Annotated in this window: 17 protein-coding genes; 6 read left to right on the top strand and 11 right to left on the bottom strand. The window is 72.4% G+C overall.

Annotated elements, in window-relative coordinates; genetic code table 11:
- Window positions 1–81 precede the first annotated feature (81 nt).
- A complete protein-coding gene (locus tag BJ993_RS26760) occupies window positions 82–156 on the top strand; it encodes a 50S ribosomal protein bL37 (RefSeq protein ID WP_370249596.1) in 75 nt (24 codons plus the stop codon).
- A gap of 93 nt (window positions 157–249) precedes the next feature.
- Here the strand turns inward: BJ993_RS26760 and BJ993_RS19095 are convergent, their stop codons facing one another.
- The 5 genes from BJ993_RS19095 to BJ993_RS19075 form a co-directional block, all read right to left on the bottom strand.
- On the bottom strand, window positions 250–1,080 hold the full coding sequence (locus BJ993_RS19095) for an oxidoreductase (RefSeq protein ID WP_179650602.1): 831 nt from the start codon (window positions 1,078–1,080) through the stop codon (window positions 250–252).
- A gap of 39 nt (window positions 1,081–1,119) precedes the next feature.
- Window positions 1,120–1,434 carry a mycothiol system anti-sigma-R factor gene (gene rsrA / locus BJ993_RS19090; protein ID WP_051931691.1) on the bottom strand — a complete coding sequence of 105 codons (315 nt, stop codon included), beginning with the start codon at window positions 1,432–1,434 and terminating at the stop codon, window positions 1,120–1,122.
- Complete coding sequence (locus BJ993_RS19085; RefSeq protein WP_051931874.1) at window positions 1,434–2,105, bottom strand: sigma-70 family RNA polymerase sigma factor; 672 nt, start codon at window positions 2,103–2,105, stop codon at window positions 1,434–1,436. Before BJ993_RS19085 ends, rsrA begins: the two co-directional genes overlap by 1 nt.
- Window positions 2,106–2,174: 69 nt before the next feature.
- The gene (locus BJ993_RS19080; RefSeq protein WP_036542029.1) at window positions 2,175–2,834 is read right to left on the bottom strand and encodes an alpha/beta hydrolase family protein; all 660 of its coding nucleotides are present in this window, start codon (window positions 2,832–2,834) and stop codon (window positions 2,175–2,177) included.
- Entirely contained in the window at window positions 2,831–3,649 is an 819-nt protein-coding gene (locus BJ993_RS19075) for an SOS response-associated peptidase (RefSeq protein ID WP_179650600.1), read from the bottom strand. Before BJ993_RS19075 ends, BJ993_RS19080 begins: the two co-directional genes overlap by 4 nt.
- Window positions 3,650–3,699: 50 nt before the next feature.
- Between BJ993_RS19075 and BJ993_RS19070 the strand changes: the two genes are divergently transcribed.
- Genes BJ993_RS19070 through rsgA form a run of 3 tightly spaced genes read left to right on the top strand, consistent with a single transcriptional unit; the run spans window position 3,700 to window position 6,518 of the window.
- The gene (locus tag BJ993_RS19070; RefSeq protein WP_179650599.1) at window positions 3,700–4,212 is read left to right on the top strand and encodes a DoxX family membrane protein; all 513 of its coding nucleotides are present in this window, start codon (window positions 3,700–3,702) and stop codon (window positions 4,210–4,212) included.
- Between the two features lie 13 nt (window positions 4,213–4,225).
- The gene (gene aroA / locus BJ993_RS19065) at window positions 4,226–5,509 is read left to right on the top strand and encodes a 3-phosphoshikimate 1-carboxyvinyltransferase (protein WP_179650597.1); all 1,284 of its coding nucleotides are present in this window, start codon (window positions 4,226–4,228) and stop codon (window positions 5,507–5,509) included.
- A gap of 7 nt (window positions 5,510–5,516) precedes the next feature.
- Entirely contained in the window at window positions 5,517–6,518 is a 1,002-nt protein-coding gene (rsgA, locus tag BJ993_RS19060; protein ID WP_179650595.1) for a ribosome small subunit-dependent GTPase A, read from the top strand.
- A 93-nt stretch (window positions 6,519–6,611) separates the two neighbouring features.
- Here rsgA and BJ993_RS19055 read toward each other — a convergent pair whose 3' ends face one another.
- A complete protein-coding gene (locus BJ993_RS19055) occupies window positions 6,612–7,061 on the bottom strand; it encodes a DUF2231 domain-containing protein (protein WP_179650593.1) in 450 nt (149 codons plus the stop codon).
- A 60-nt stretch (window positions 7,062–7,121) separates the two neighbouring features.
- On the opposite strand from BJ993_RS19055, the gene BJ993_RS19050 reads away from it, so the two are divergent.
- Together BJ993_RS19050 and BJ993_RS19045 are read left to right on the top strand one after the other, a co-directional pair.
- A complete protein-coding gene (locus tag BJ993_RS19050) occupies window positions 7,122–8,030 on the top strand; it encodes an inositol monophosphatase family protein (RefSeq protein WP_179650591.1) in 909 nt (302 codons plus the stop codon).
- Window positions 8,031–8,040: 10 nt separating this feature from the next.
- Window positions 8,041–8,472 (top strand): CBS domain-containing protein, encoded by a 432-nt coding sequence (locus tag BJ993_RS19045; protein WP_036542017.1) that lies wholly within the window; start codon window positions 8,041–8,043, stop codon window positions 8,470–8,472.
- 1 nt (window position 8,473) lies between these two features.
- On the opposite strand, the gene BJ993_RS19040 is transcribed toward BJ993_RS19045, so the two are convergent.
- From BJ993_RS19040 to BJ993_RS19020, 5 genes are read right to left on the bottom strand one after another with little or no spacing between them, the layout of a single operon-like run.
- A complete protein-coding gene (locus BJ993_RS19040; RefSeq protein WP_179650590.1) occupies window positions 8,474–9,448 on the bottom strand; it encodes an alpha/beta fold hydrolase in 975 nt (324 codons plus the stop codon).
- The gene (locus BJ993_RS19035) at window positions 9,445–10,908 is read right to left on the bottom strand and encodes a WS/DGAT/MGAT family O-acyltransferase (RefSeq protein WP_179650588.1); all 1,464 of its coding nucleotides are present in this window, start codon (window positions 10,906–10,908) and stop codon (window positions 9,445–9,447) included. Before BJ993_RS19035 ends, BJ993_RS19040 begins: the two co-directional genes overlap by 4 nt.
- Entirely contained in the window at window positions 10,905–12,536 is a 1,632-nt protein-coding gene (locus tag BJ993_RS19030) for an AMP-binding protein (protein WP_218864750.1), read from the bottom strand. Before BJ993_RS19030 ends, BJ993_RS19035 begins: the two co-directional genes overlap by 4 nt.
- A gap of 5 nt (window positions 12,537–12,541) precedes the next feature.
- Complete coding sequence (locus BJ993_RS19025) at window positions 12,542–13,324, bottom strand: lysophospholipid acyltransferase family protein (RefSeq protein WP_218864749.1); 783 nt, start codon at window positions 13,322–13,324, stop codon at window positions 12,542–12,544.
- Window positions 13,321–14,064 carry an esterase/lipase family protein gene (locus BJ993_RS19020; protein ID WP_179650584.1) on the bottom strand — a complete coding sequence of 248 codons (744 nt, stop codon included), beginning with the start codon at window positions 14,062–14,064 and terminating at the stop codon, window positions 13,321–13,323. Before BJ993_RS19020 ends, BJ993_RS19025 begins: the two co-directional genes overlap by 4 nt.
- Between the last annotated feature and the right edge of the window lie 111 nt (window positions 14,065–14,175).

The following is a 14,175-nucleotide window of genomic DNA, read 5'->3' as shown; positions in this document are numbered from 1 at the left end:
TGCCCGGATCGTCGCAGCGGGCCGATTTCCACGTCGGCGCAGGCACCTGAGACACTGGACCGATCGACTCTAGGAGGAACCATGGGCAAGACCGGCCGCAAGCGCCGCGCGCGCCGCAAGAAGGGCGCGAACCACGGCAAGCGCCCGAACAGCTGAGCCCGCTCAGCGTTCGCTCGAATCCCCCGGACCTGCGTCCGGGGGTTCGCTGCTTTTCACGGGCCCGGCTCGGGCCTTCGGATCAACGGCGAATCACTCCGGGCGCGGGAACTGGGTGCGCATCGCGAGGTCCCAGCCCCGGTCGCCGAGCACCTTGCGGGCCGCCATCGCGGCCGGCGCCGAGATGGTGACCGTGTAGCGGGGCTTCGGGTTGGCCTTCGTGAGCGCCTTCTCGATCACCTTCGCCACCGCCTCGGGCGGGCCACCGAAGCGGGCCATCGGGCCGTCGTACGCCTCGGTGGTGGCCGCCTGGACCTGCTCGTTGAAGGCGGCGTAGGGGCCCTCTCCGGCCGGCATGCCCGCAGCGACGGCGGCCTCGAAGTTCGTGGTGATCAGGCCGGGCTCGATGAGCACGACCTTGATGCCGAAGCCCGAGACCTCGTAGCGCAGCGCGTCGGAGAGCGCCTCCACGGCGTACTTGCTGGCGTGGTAGGCGCCGCCGCCCGGGAAGGTGAGCTTGCCGCCCATGGAGCCGATGTTCACGATCCGGCCCGAGCGCTGCTCGCGCATCACCGGCAGGACCAGCTGGGTCAGGCGCAGCAGGCCGAAGACGTTGGTCTCGAACTGGCGGCGTACGTCATCGACGTCGAGCGACTCGAGCGCGCCGGACTGGGAGTAGCCGGCGTTGTTGACGAGCGCGTCGAGGCGACCGGACCCGTCGAGGACGGTGTCGACGGCGGCGCTCATCGAGCCCTCGTCGGTGACGTCGAGGGCGACGGTGCGACAGCCCGCTGCCGCGAGGTCGGCGAGCGTCTCGGGACGGCGGGCGCTGGCCCAGACCTCCCAGCCGCTGTCGAGGAGGCGGGACGCCGTGGCGGCGCCGATACCGGAGGAGCAGCCGGTGATCAGGACGGTCTTCGTCATCCCGCGATCATGGCAGAAGCCGGCGGTCCGGCCGAGGGGTCAGCCCTCGCTGATCTGCACCTGGATCTGCTGGATCTGGATCCGCACCTTGGCGCGCAGCTCCTCGGGGGCGGTCTCGCCGCACGAGCGGGCGACCACGGCCTTCACGGTGCGCTGCAGGTCGTAGCGCTCCAGACAGGGGCTGCAGGAGTCGATGTGGGCGCGGACGACCGCGCAGTCACCGGCCTCGAGCTCATTGTCGATCAGCCGGACGATGCGCTCGAGGAAGTCGGCACAGTCGGCGCCCGTCGGGTCGTCGTGCAGGTGGACGTGGCCCTCGTGGCCCTCGGCGTGCCCGTCGGTGGAAAGGGACATCACTTGCCTCCCTCGAGGGGCGCGTCGCCGCCGGTGCGGACGTAGTCGGAGAGCATGTCGCGCAGCTGGCGGCGACCGCGGTGCAGGCGGGACATCACGGTCCCGATCGGGGTGTCCATGATCTCGGCGATCTCCTTGTAGGCGAATCCCTCGACATCGGCGAGGTAGACCGCGAGCCGGAACTCCTCGGGCAGCCGCTGCAGGGCGTCCTTCACCTGGCTGTCGGGAAGGTGCTCGAGCGCCTCCATCTCGGCGGACTTCAGGCCCGTCGAGGTGTGCGACTCGGCACGCGCGAGCTGCCAGTCCTCCACGTCACCGGTGTCGCCGGCCAGGGACTGCTGCGGCTGGCGCTGCTTCTTCCGGTAGTTGTTGATGAAGGTGTTGGTCAGGATCCGGTACAGCCAGGCCTTCAGGTTGGTGCCGGGCTTGAACTGGTGGAAGGCCGAGAACGCCTTCGCGAAGGTCTCCTGGACCAGGTCCTCCGCGTCGGCGGGGTTGCGGGTCATCCGCATCGCCGCTCCGTAGAGCTGGTCGAGGAAGGGCAGCGCGTCACGCTCGAAGCGGGCGGCGCGCTCCTCGGGGGTCTCGGTGGCGACGTCGACGACCTCGGGGTCACCGAGGGAGTCGAACGTGTCGGGTTCGAGGGAGGAGAGGTCAGAGGTCTCGGTCATCGCGTCCCAGCCTACGCGGCTGGTCGCCTGCGGCCTCTCGAGCGTCGCGATCATGAAATAGGGAACGCGTCACCTGGCGACGGCATTCCCCACGACCTCGCGGATGATCCACTCGAGCGTCGACTCCACCACGATCGCCATCGCCTCGTCCTCGCTGACCGGCCCCCGCTTGGGTACGGCGAGGCCGTGGTCGGCCCCCGGGACGACGGCCAGGTCCGTGCGACCCGGCAGCGGGTCGGGGAACTCCTCGGGCCGCCCGAACGGGTCCCGCTCCCCCTGCACCACCAGCGTCGGCACCCCGGCGAGCTCGAGCTCCTCCAGCCGCGACTTCTCCGGCTTCCCGGGCGGGTGCAGCGGGAACGACAGCGCCAGGCAGCCGCGGGCACCGAGCTCGCGCGCGGTCCGGGCCGCCGACCGGGCGCCGGCCGAGCGGCCCCCCACCACCAGCGGGGTGCGCACCCGCAGCGCGTCGGCCGCCGCACGGAGACCGACGTCCAGCGTGGCCGGCGGCGAGGCGACCTTCTTGCCGGCCCGGCGCCACGGCTGCTCGAAGAGCGCGACGTTGACGCCCTGCCCCGGGAGCCCCGCGGCGAGGGCGGCGAGGTCCCGCGCCTCGATGCCCCCTCCCGCGCCGTGGCTCAGCAGGAGGGTCACCACGGGCCGGCGCGCCCGGCGCATCACGAGCCGGCCCTCGCCGTACACGGTGGGGAGGAGGCGCTCGTCGCTCACAGCAGCGTCCCCTGGCCGTCGTCGGTCTCGTCCGGCTCCCCCGTGTCGCCCGTGTCGCCCGTGTCGCCCGTGAGCGGCAGCGGCTCGACCAACTGGGGGCCGTTGTTGGCGACATTGCCGACGGCCGTCGAGACCGGGTAGGCGCGGAGGCCGGCCTGCTGCGCCGGCGTGAGCAGCGCGGAGAGGTCGTCGATCGTGTGCCGCGGGTCGAGCCACTGCTCGCGGCTGGCCCGGTCGACGAGCAGCGGCATCCGGTCGTGGATGCGGCCGAGCGCGTCGGTGGCCTCGGTGGTGAGCACGGTGCAGGTCCAGCGGAATGCGCCCTCGGCGTCCTCCGGGACCGACTTGTCGCGCCAGATCTCGTAGAGCCCCGCCATGGCGAGGATCGAGCCGTCCCCGGGGGTGATGAAGAAGGGCTGCTTCCGCAGCTTGCCCTTGGCGTCCTTGTGCTCGGTCTCGTACCACTCGTAGTAGCCGTCCGCCGGCACGATGCATCGCCGGGAGGCGAACGCCCTGCGGAACGCCGGCTTCTCGGCGACCGTCTCCACCCGGGCGTTGATCATCCGGCTGCCGATCTTCTCGTCCTTCGCCCACGACGGCACCAGCCCCCAGCGCAGCGCACGCAGCTGGCGCACCGGGTCGCCCTCCCGCTCACCGGCCTCGTTGCGCGGCTGGCGCTCCATGACGGCGTACACCTCGTCGGTGGGCGCGACATTCCACGACGGCGGGATCGCCCGCTCCAGACGGGGGTCGAGGACCTCGAACTCCTCGACGATGTCCTCGGGGCTCCGGCTCGAGGCGTAGCGACCGCACATGGCTGCCAATGTATCTGTGTGGGCCGACGCGCCCCGGGTACCGCGAAGCCATGGCTTTGAGCAGACTCCTCGCCCGTCCCCTCCTGGCGTCGTACTTCCTCGCCAACGGGGTGCAGGACCTCAAGGACGCCCCCGCGCGCGCCAAGGAGGTCGCCCCGGTGGCCGAGGCGGTCGGACCCGTGATCGAGAACGCGACGCCCGACTCCGTCCACGTGCCGCAGGACCCCACGACGTGGGTCCGGGTCAGCGGCGCGCTGCAGCTCCTGGCGGGCGCGGCGCTCGCCACCGGCAAGGCACCGCGACTCTCCGCGGCGGTCCTCGGCGCGTCCCTGCTGCCCTCGACCGCGGCGCACCACCGGTTCTGGGAGGCGTCCTCCCCCGAGGACCGGAAGGCACAGCTGGTGCACTTCGCGAAGAACGTCTCGCTGGCCGGTGGACTGCTCATCGCGTCCCTCGACACGGCGGGCAAGCCGGGCATCGCGTGGCGCGCCTCGCACGCGGCGCACGACGCCCGTCGCGAGGCCGCGCTCCTCGGCACCAAGGTCAAGGCGCGCGTTCACTAGACTCTCGCGGGAGATGAGCACTCCTGACCCCTGGCCCGCGCCCACCGTCACCTCCCCCGTCGACGCGACCGTGAGCCTCCCGGGCAGCAAGTCGCTCACCAACCGCGCGCTGGTCCTCGCCGCGATCGCCGACGGCCCGTCCGTCGTACGACGGGCGCTGCGCTCGCGCGACACCCTCCTGATGGCGCAGGCGCTCACCGCCCTGGGCGCCACGGTCGACACCAGCGGCGACGACTGGGCGGTCACGCCGCTCGGCGGCTCCGTGCCCGGCGGTCGCGCCGAGGTCGACTGCGGGCTCGCCGGCACGGTGATGCGCTTCGTGCCGCCGATCACCGGGCTCGTCGCCGGCGAGGTGGCCTTCGACGGCGACGAGCACATGCGCAAGCGCCCGGTCGGCGAGATCCTCACCGCCCTGCGCGGACTCGGCGTGCCCGTCTCCGACGCCGACGCGCTCCCCTTCACCATCGCCGGCACCGGCTCGGTCGCGGGCGGCACGGTGGTCATCGACGCGTCGGCGTCGTCGCAGTTCGTGTCCGCGCTGCTGCTCGCCGGGGCGCGCTTCGGCGCCGGCGTCGACGTACGCCACGATGGCAAGCCGATCCCCTCACTGCCCCACATCGAGATGACGATCGCGATGCTGCGCGACCGCGGCGTCGCGGTCGACGACAGCGAGGCCAACCGCTGGGCGGTCGCCCCCGGCCCGGTCGCGGCGTACGACGAGGCGATCGAGCCGGACCTCTCCAACGCCGCGCCCTTCCTTGCTCTGGCGGCGGTCTCGGGCGGATCCGTCACCGTGCGCGACTGGCCGTCCTCGACCACCCAGGCCGGCGACACACTGCGCGACCTGCTGGCACAGATGGGCTGCACCGTCGCGCGCGTCGACGACGGGCTGCGGGTCACCGGGCCGACGGACGGCTGGCGGGGACTGCAGGGCCTGCAGGCCGACCTCCACGACGTCGGCGAGCTGGCGCCCGCGATCGCCGCGCTGTGCGCCCTCGCGCAGACGCCGTCGCAGCTCACCGGGATCGCGCACATCCGCGGCCACGAGACCGACCGGCTCGCCGCGCTGGCGACCGAGCTCGGCTCCCTCGGCGCCGACGTCGACGAGCACCCGGACGGCCTGACGATCCGGCCCGCCCCGCTGACCGGCGGGGTGTTCCACACCTATGCCGACCACCGGATGGCCCACGCCGGCGTGATCATCGGCGCTGCCGTCCCCGGCGTGCTGGTGGAGAACGTCGCCACCACCAGCAAGACCTTCCCCGACTTCGCCGGCTTCTGGTCCGGGCTGTTCTGAGGATCTGATGGGCAGGTACGACGAGCACGACGTCGAGCACTACGACCGTCCGCGCCGTCGTACCCGCCCCCGGACGAAGGACCGGCCCTCCCACGACGACGCCGTCGAGGGGCTCGTCGTCACCGTCGACCGCGGCCGGTTCACGCTGCTGATCGACGACCGCACCGTGATGGCCATGAAGGCCCGCCCGCTCGGCCGCAAGGGCGTCGTCGTGGGTGACCGCGTGCGCGTCGTCGGCGACGTGTCCGGCGCCGACGGGTCACTCGCCCGGATCGTGGAGGTCCTCGAGCGGACCAGCACCCTTCGTCGTACCGCCGACGACGACGACCCGGTCGAGCGGGTGATCGTCGCCAACGTCACCCAGCTCGTCATCGTCACCGCCCTCGCCGACCCCGAGCCCCGGCCACGGTGGATCGACCGCGCACTGGTGGCGGCGTACGACGGCGGGATGGCCCCGCTGCTCTGCCTCACCAAGGCCGACCTCGAGGACCCCGAGACCCTGCTGTCGACGTACCGCTCGCTGGGGGTGCCGTGGGAGGTCACCCGCCGCGACGCCGACCGGACCATCATCGGGCTCGACGCGCTGCACGACCGGCTGCGCGGCGAGACCAGCGTGCTGATCGGCCACAGCGGCGTCGGGAAGTCCACCCTCGTCAACGCCCTCGTGCCCGACGCGCGACGCGAGACCGGCCACGTGAACGCCGTGACCGGTCAGGGCCGGCACACCTCGACGTCCGCGCTGATGCTGCCGCTCACCGACGGCGACGGCTGGATCATCGACACCCCCGGCATCCGCTCCTTCGGGCTCGCCCACGTCCAGCCCGAGCACCTGATCGAGGCCTTCCCCGACCTCGACGAGATGACCGAGGACTGCCCGCGCGGCTGCACCCACGGCGAGGACGAGCCCGAGTGCGGGCTCGACGAGGCGGTCGCGAACGGCGAGGCCGATCCCGAGCGGGTCGCGTCCTTCCGGCGGCTCCTCGCCGCCCGCTCCGTCACCGACTACTGACCCGCCGCCCGGCGACTCGACCCGATTCGCCGGCAACTCGCCCCCGATGGGTGGCAAGTCGACCAGCGAAAGTGGCAAGTCGGCCTGAAAGGGTCAGGAGTCGATCTCCCAGGTGGCCTGGGCGCCGGCGTCGCCGGTGAGGAAGACGAGGACGAGGGTGACCACGGCACCGAGGGCGGTGAGGCCGGTCAGGGTGGTGCGGACGGCGCCGGTGCGGGTGTGGAACCACGCGGCGGCGAAGGCGAGGACGCCGAACACCGTGGCGCCGATGCGCAGCTTCGCAGCCCAGTCCTCGTGGTCCTGCAGCCGCTCGAGGAACGGCCCGCTCGCCTGGGCGAAGCGCTCGTCGCGCAGGTCCTCGCCCGACAGGTAGGCGACCCAGATGCTGACGACCGAGATCACCGCGAGGACGACCAGGGGCCAGCGCAGCCGGTCGCGCCACGACGGGACGCCGTAGGCCAGGGCCGCGAGGCAGGCGAGCGGCGTGAAGACCACCGCCGAGTGGACGACGAGCGGGTGGAGGGGGACCCCGTTGATCTCCATGGTTGAAGAGTGCACTACCGCGCCAACCGCCACCAGCGGCGACACGGCTAGGGTGCCCCTGTGGCCGCACCCGACTACACCGACGACCTGCGCCTGGCGCACCTGCTCGCCGACGACGCGGACTCGCTCACCCAGGCTCGCTTCCGGGCGCTCGACCTCCACGTCATGAGCAAGCCGGACCTCACCCCCGTGACCGACGCCGACCAGGCCGTCGAGGAGTCGATCCGTCGTACCCTCTCCCGAGCGCGCAGCCGCGACGCCGTCACCGGCGAGGAGCAGGGCACGTCCGGGCACTCGCAGCGACGCTGGATCATCGACCCGATCGACGGCACCAAGAACTACGTGCGCGGCGTGCCCGTCTGGGCGACGCTGATCTCCCTCGTCGTCGACGACGAGGTCGTGCTCGGCGTCGTCTCCGCGCCGGCCCTGCAGCGGCGCTGGTGGGCCTCGAAGGACCAGGGCGCGTGGACCGGCAAGTCGCTGATGAAGGCCACGCAGTGCCACGTCTCCGACGTACGCCGCCTCGAGGACGCGTCGTTCTCCTACTCCTCCATCAGCGGCTGGGAGGACCGCGGCATCGGCGAGGACCTGCTCGCCCTGCTGCGCCGCGTGTGGCGGACCCGCGCCTACGGCGACTTCTGGTCCTACATGCTCCTCGCCGAGGGCGCCGTCGACCTGGCGGCCGAGCCGGAGCTCGAGGTCTACGACATGGCCGCGCTCGACATCATCGTGCGCGAGGCCGGGGGCCGGTTCACCTCTCTCGACGGCCGCGAGGGCCCGTGGGGCGGCAACGCGCTGGCCACCAACGGCCACCTGCACGAGGCGGCCCTGTCCTTCATCGGCAGCACGACCGGCGGCGACGACGACCCGGACTGGCCGCGGACCGGGCCGGGCAGCGTGTCCGACCTGCGCTCGCGCCGCCACCGCCCGTCCGACGAGACCAGTGACGGAACACCCACCTCCGAGTAACCTGCGTCACATGCGCATCAGTGACGTGCTCCAGTCGAAGTCCCTCAAGGACGTCGTGACCATCCGTCCCGACGCGGGTGTGCGCGAGCTGCTCGCGACGCTCGCGGAGCACAACATCGGTGCGGTGGTGGTCAGCTCCGACGGTACGACGCTCGACGGCATCGTCTCCGAGCGCGACGTCGTCCGGACCCTCCACCACGACGGCACCGTGATCAACAACGTCGTGTCGGCGATCATGACGACCGAGGTGCGCACCTGCTCCCCCGACGACGACCTCGACGAGGTGATGCAGGTGATGACCGAGCTCCGGTTCCGCCACATCCCCGCCGCGCAGGACGGCCGGGTCGTCGGGATCGTCAGCATCGGCGACCTGGTCAAGCACAAGATCGACCAGCTGCAGTTCGAGCGCGACCAGCTCGACTCCTACGTGCACCAGAGCTGAGTCAGCCGACCCGCTCCACGACCTCCGCCACGGCCGCGAGGAACACCGGCCGCCAGCGGTGCACGTCGAAGACCACCGAGGCGTGCCCGCCGGGTGACTCGTGCACGCTCGCGCCCGGGATGGCGGCGGCCATCGCCCGCTGGCGGGCCGTCGCGATCGCGTGGTCGCGCGCGGTGACCACGACGGCCGTCGGGACGTCGATCTCCCCCAGCCACGGCCGGGCGTCGAAGCCGCCGAGCGTGCCGAGCACCTCCGGCATCGCCCAGGCGCTGGTGCTGCGGAACTCCGCCCACGCCCAGGTCGACATCTCCCCGCCGACGACGGCGGCCTCGGCCAGGGAGGAACGCACCTCCTGGACCCGCGCACGGTAGTGCTCGCGGAAGCGGGCGTTGGCCGCCCCGAGGACCGGGTAGAACATCGCGTCGCCGAGGTTCGCCCTCCAGCACGCCGCGGTCGAGGCGAGCACGAGGCCCGCCGTCCGCTCGCCGTGCCGACGCCAGAACAGCTGGGCCAGGGCGCCGCCCATCGAGTAGCCGACCGCGATCACGCGGTCGATGCCGAGCTCGTCGAGCACCAGCGCGGCGTCGTCGACGCAGTCCTCGAGTGAGAACCGCTCGGACACGATCCCGCGCCCGTGCCAGCGCTGGTCGAGCATCACGATGCGGTGGTCGGCGCGCAGCTCGTCGATCGTGCTGAACCACGTGAGGTACGACGTCGTGGCGAGCCCGTGGAAGAGCAGCAGCACCGGCGCGTCGGGCCGACCCTCGGGCGCCCCGGTGTCGACGACGAACGCCTCGCCGCGGCCCGGCAGGTCGACGTACCGGCCGTCGGGCAGGTCGGGCAGCGCCGGGAAGCGCTGGGTGCGGCGGATGCCCGCACGGACGCCGTACACGGCAGCCTTGCCGCCCGCGCGGGCAGCGACGAACGAGCCCTTCAGCGCGTGGCGGCCGGCGGACTTCATCACCTGCGTCGTCAAGAACTGATCCTCTGGTCGGGGGTCTCGGAGGACGCCGGCGGCTCGAGGTCGAGCTCGGCCAGCGCCGCGGGGAAGTACGACGCCAGCACCTGCACGTCCGGCAGCAGGTCGGGGCAGGCGAGGAGCGAGAAGTTCATCCGGTCGACATAGGACCAGACGGTCACGTTGAGGCCGATGCCGTCGACGAGCGGGCCGACGCTGAACAGGTCGGCCAGGCGCGCTCCCCCGACGGCGGCGGGCTCGCGCGGTCCCGGGACGTTGGACACGATCGCCGAGAAGGCCGCCGGGTGCCAGGATGCCGCGCGGAGCCTCGAGTAGGCACGCACCGCCGCGGCGAACGGGCGCGGCGGCGTGAACTGCGACCAGTCGACGAGGATCGAGGCGCCGAGCTGGGCGTGGATCTCCTTGGCGTGGGCCGTGGTCTCGGAGATCCTGCGCAGCCGCTGGACCGGATCGTCGACGTCGGTGGCCAGCGTGGTGAACAGGTTGGAGACCTGGTTGCCGCCGAGCCGCGGGACGGCGCCGCGCTCGTCCGTGCTCACCGGGACACCGGCGAGCAGGGAGGACGCCGGGTGCTCGTCGTGGGCGGCCAGCCAGCGGCGCAGCGCACCCGACGTCGTGGCGAGGACGATGTCGTTGAGGGTGACGCCGTCGTGCTGCAGGCGGATCCGCTTGAGCTCGGCGAGCGGGAGCGTCACCGTGGCGAAGGAGCGCAGCGGCGTGAGCGCGCCGTTGAAGGAGACCCGGGGCGCGTGCAGGACCGGCACCGGTGCGTTCGCCCCGGCACGTCGGGCGCGGACCACACCGCGCACACCGCGGAAGGTACGCCGCAGCAGGTCGGGGAGGTCGAGGAGCTGGCGGGCCGCGTCGGCCCAGGCGTGGCGCAGCAGGTTGACCTTGCTGGGCAGCCTGTCGGTGGTGGCGTACTCCTCCTGCACCGCCTCGGGCGTGGCGGCGGAGCGCACGTCGGTGACATTGGCGAGCAGCGCGTTGGCGGCCGCGCCGTCGGCGAGCGCGTGGTGCATCTTGCCGACGACGGCGACCCTGCCGCCCTCCAGGCCCTCGCAGTAGTGCAGCTCCCACAGCGGCCGGTCGCGGTGCAGCGGCGTGCTGGCGATGATCCCGATGAGCTGCTCGAGGTCGTGCATGCTCCCCTCGTTGTCGGGGCCGCCGATCCGGTGCCGGCGGATGTGGTGGGGCACGTCGATCCGGCGCTGGGTCACCCACACCGGGTGGTTGAGCCCGAAGGGCACCTCCACGACCCGGCGCCGCAGCGGTGGCAGCCGCTTGAGCCGGGCCAGGATGCCGGCCACGAAGGCGTCGTACGACAGGGCGTCGTCGGCCTCGAGGATGGCGATCTTGAGGGTGTGCATGTGGACCGACGGGGTCTCCATGTAGAGGAAGCCCGCGTCGAAGCCCGTCATCCGCTCGATCGCCGGGCGGACCCTCCCGCCGTTCACGACGCCAACCCGGGCAGCTCGCGGACCATGATCTTGCCCGAGGCGTTGCGGGGCAGCGCGTCGAGGAAGACGACATCGCGTGGCACCTTGTAGCCGGCGAGCCGGTCGCGCACATGGGCCTTCAGGTCGTCGACGGTGGGCGCCTCGCTGCCGTGCTGCACGGCGACGTACGCCGCCAGTCGCTGGCCGAACGCCTCGTCGTCGACCCCGACGACCACCACCTCGCGGACGGCTGGGTGGGCTCCGAGGACCTTCTCGACCTCGATCGGGTAGACGTTCTCGCCGCCCGACACGATCATGTCGTCGTCGCGCCCGACCACGTAGAGCCGCCCGTCGGCGTCGAGCCGGCCGACGTCGCCGCTGACCATGTAGCCGTCGATGAAGTCCTTCTCGGCGCCGGCGGTGTAGCCGTCGAAGGGCGAGGCACCGCGGACCAGGATCCGTCCCACCACCTCGGGCCCGACATCGCGGCCGTTGTCGTCGACCACCCGCAGCAGGGTGCCGCGCACCGGCCGGCCCGCGGTGTCCGGCGCGTGCCGGAGGTCGGCCGGCTGGGCGACGCTGATCTGCCCCGCCTCGGTGGCGTTGTAGCTGTTGTGCACGACGTCGCCGAAGCGGTCCATGAAGGCGATGACCGACTGCGGCTTCATCCGCGAGCCGCTGGCCGACACGAAGCGCAGGCTGCGCAGGGAGTAGCGGTCCAGGACCGCGGGCGGCAGCTCCATGATCCGCTCCAGCATGACGGGTACGACGCTGAGGCCGGTCGCGCGGTGCTCGTCGACGAGCGCCAGCGTGGCCTCCGGGTCGAACTTGCGGCGGAGGACGACCGTGGTGGTCATGGTCGCGGCGATCACGAGCTGGCCGAAGCCCCAGGCGTGGAACATCGGCGCGGCGACGACGGCGGTCTCCTCCCCGCGCCACGGGATCATCTCCAGCATGCCGGCGAGCTCGTCCGCGCCGCCCCCGCTGCGGCGGGCGCCCTTCGGCGTGCCGGTCGTGCCGGAGGTGAGCAGCACGACCCGGCCGCGGGTGGCCGGCTTCGGCGGCGCCTGTCCGGCGTGTGCCTCGATCAGGCCCTCGATGCTCAGGACCCCGGTGGGGACGGGTGAGTCGGTCCAGCCGAGGACCTCGACCAGTCCGTCGATGCGGGACCGGGCGTCCGCGACGACGCCGGCGAACTCCTCGTCGTACAGGATGACGCGGGCGCCCTCGCGCTCCATCACGTCGGCCAGCTGCGGTCCGGAGAAGCCGGTGTTCAGCAGCAGCGCGCTGCCGCCGAGCCGCGAGTTGGCGAGCAGCGCGTCGACGAAGCCACGGTGGTTGCGGCACAGGATCGCCACGGTTTCGATGCGCGCGTCGTCAGCACCGGTTGTCGCGAGGAGCCCGGCGGCCAGCGCCGCGGAGCGGTCCTGCAGCTCCTGCCAGGTCAGCGCGCCGCGCTCGTCCACGAGGCCGGTGCCGTGCGGGCGTCGTACGGCGGCGAGGGCGAAGCTCGTCGTGGCGTTGGTCCCCTGCTCGCGCAGGATCCGCACCAGGCGGACGTACTTCGCCGGGCTCATCAGCACCAGCATCCGCGTCGCGACGAGGACCTTGAACACCCACAGCTGCGTGCGGATCCGGTGGAGCACGACCATCACCCCAGCACCGGGAAGCGTCGCTGTCGAGACATCTCCGTCAGCGCGTCCTGCATCCGCCCGCGCACGACCTCGTCGACCTCGGCGAGGTCCGGCTCCGGCCCGAACTCCGCCTCGATGTTGATCGGGTCCAGCACCTGCGTGGTGATCTTGGTCGGCAGCGGGAAGTTCAGCGGTGCGGGCACCAGGCCGAACGGGAAGCCGAAGCCGATCGGGAAGAGGTCGGTCCGCATCAGCCTGCGCAGCGGGGAGTACCTGCCCAGCCACTCCCCGCGGGTCAGGAAGAGCTGCGACTCCTGGCCGCCGATCGACACGACGGGCACGATCGGCACGCCCGCCCGCAACGCCGTGCGGAGGTAGCCGGTGCGCCCGTTGAAGTCGACGACATTGGCCTTGAGGGTCGGCCGGAAGGTGTCGTAGTCGCCGCCGGGGAAGACGATCGTGACACCGCCGGCGGTGAGGATCTCGTGCGCGGCCTCCCGGGTGGCGTTGACGAACCCGAACTTGCGCATCACCGGGCCGGCGGCTCCGGTGAACAGCATGTCGTGCGCCAGGCAGTAGAGCGGCCGGTCGGCGCCGAAGGTCTCGGCGAAGGAGACCGCGATGATCGGCACGTCCATCGGCATCAGCCCGCCGGAGTGGTTGCCGACGATGAGGGCTCCGCCGTCGGGGACCTTGTCCATGCCGGACACGCTCGAGCGGAAGTAGGCCTTCATGGCCAGCTTGAGCAGCGGCAGCGCGCTGGCGACGTACGTCGGGTCGCGTCGCTCCAGCGCGCTCACGACGCTGCTCCGGGGAGCCCGGGCAGGACGTTGCGCCAGGCGAAGGGCTCCCACGCGGCCGGGTCCTGCCGGAGCCGGTCGACGACGACGGAGAGCACCAGCGGGTTGGCGACCATCCCGACATGGCTGCTCACGACTTCCACATTCTCGGCGGGAGGCTCGACCTGCTCGTCCACGGTGCAGCCGCGCCAGGGCACGATCCCGTCGGTCCTCGACCACACCGCGGTGAGCGGCACCGGAACCGGCCCGCGCAGCAGGTCGACGATCTCACGGGCGTTCTCGACGATCCCGTGCTTCTCGCGCGACTTCTCGAACATCCCGGTGGCACGGGTCCGCTCCCCCTCGGCGCGCCACGGCGAGCCGAGGCAGACGACCTGCCGGACCCGGTCGGGGTGCTCGTGGGCGAGCCAGCGGGCCAGCAGGCCGCCGAAGCTCCAGCCCACGACGGCCACCGGCTCGTCGTACCGGTCGGCGACCTCGGCGAGGCGCTGCGGCAGGCCGGTGACGATCCTCTCGGTCAGCCCGTGGTTGCTGCCGAGCTCCCAGCCGTGCACCTGCCACCCGCGCTGCGCGAGGTGTCCGCGGAGGCGTCCGGTCAGCCGGTCGTGCGCCGAGAACCCGGGCAGCACCAGCACCGGCCGGCCCGCGCCGAGGTCGCGATCGGGCAGGGCCACGGCGGCCAGGTCGAGCAGGCGCGAGGCGCCGTACTCGACCGTCCAGCGCGGCAGCTCCAGGAGCATCAGGGCACGCGCAGGTGCCCCGCCTCCCGGAGCACCTCCGTGCTCGCCTTCGAAGTCGTACACCCTTGCCCCCATGTAGAACGTGTTCTAGTTCTCTGGGAGTATGGCCGC

Source organism: Nocardioides aromaticivorans, from assembly GCF_013408525.1.
GTDB lineage: Bacteria > Actinomycetota > Actinomycetes > Propionibacteriales > Nocardioidaceae > Nocardioides > Nocardioides aromaticivorans.
Note: the sequence above shows the minus strand (reverse complement) of the source record. Positions and strands in the feature narration are given on the sequence as shown.

Coding starts and splice junctions, on each gene's coding strand:
- BJ993_RS19045 (WP_036542017.1), top strand. CDS start 8,041: ATGCGCATCAGTGACGTGCTCCAGTCGAAGTCCCTCAAGGACGTCGTG.
- BJ993_RS19095 (WP_179650602.1), bottom strand. CDS start 1,080: ATGACGAAGACCGTCCTGATCACCGGCTGCTCCTCCGGTATCGGCGCC.
- aroA (WP_179650597.1), top strand. CDS start 4,226: ATGAGCACTCCTGACCCCTGGCCCGCGCCCACCGTCACCTCCCCCGTC.
- BJ993_RS19020 (WP_179650584.1), bottom strand. CDS start 14,064: ATGCTCCTGGAGCTGCCGCGCTGGACGGTCGAGTACGGCGCCTCGCGC.
- BJ993_RS19075 (WP_179650600.1), bottom strand. CDS start 3,649: ATGTGCGGTCGCTACGCCTCGAGCCGGAGCCCCGAGGACATCGTCGAG.
- BJ993_RS19085 (WP_051931874.1), bottom strand. CDS start 2,105: ATGACCGAGACCTCTGACCTCTCCTCCCTCGAACCCGACACGTTCGAC.
- rsgA (WP_179650595.1), top strand. CDS start 5,517: ATGGGCAGGTACGACGAGCACGACGTCGAGCACTACGACCGTCCGCGC.
- BJ993_RS19055 (WP_179650593.1), bottom strand. CDS start 7,061: ATGGAGATCAACGGGGTCCCCCTCCACCCGCTCGTCGTCCACTCGGCG.
- BJ993_RS19070 (WP_179650599.1), top strand. CDS start 3,700: ATGGCTTTGAGCAGACTCCTCGCCCGTCCCCTCCTGGCGTCGTACTTC.
- rsrA (WP_051931691.1), bottom strand. CDS start 1,434: ATGTCCCTTTCCACCGACGGGCACGCCGAGGGCCACGAGGGCCACGTC.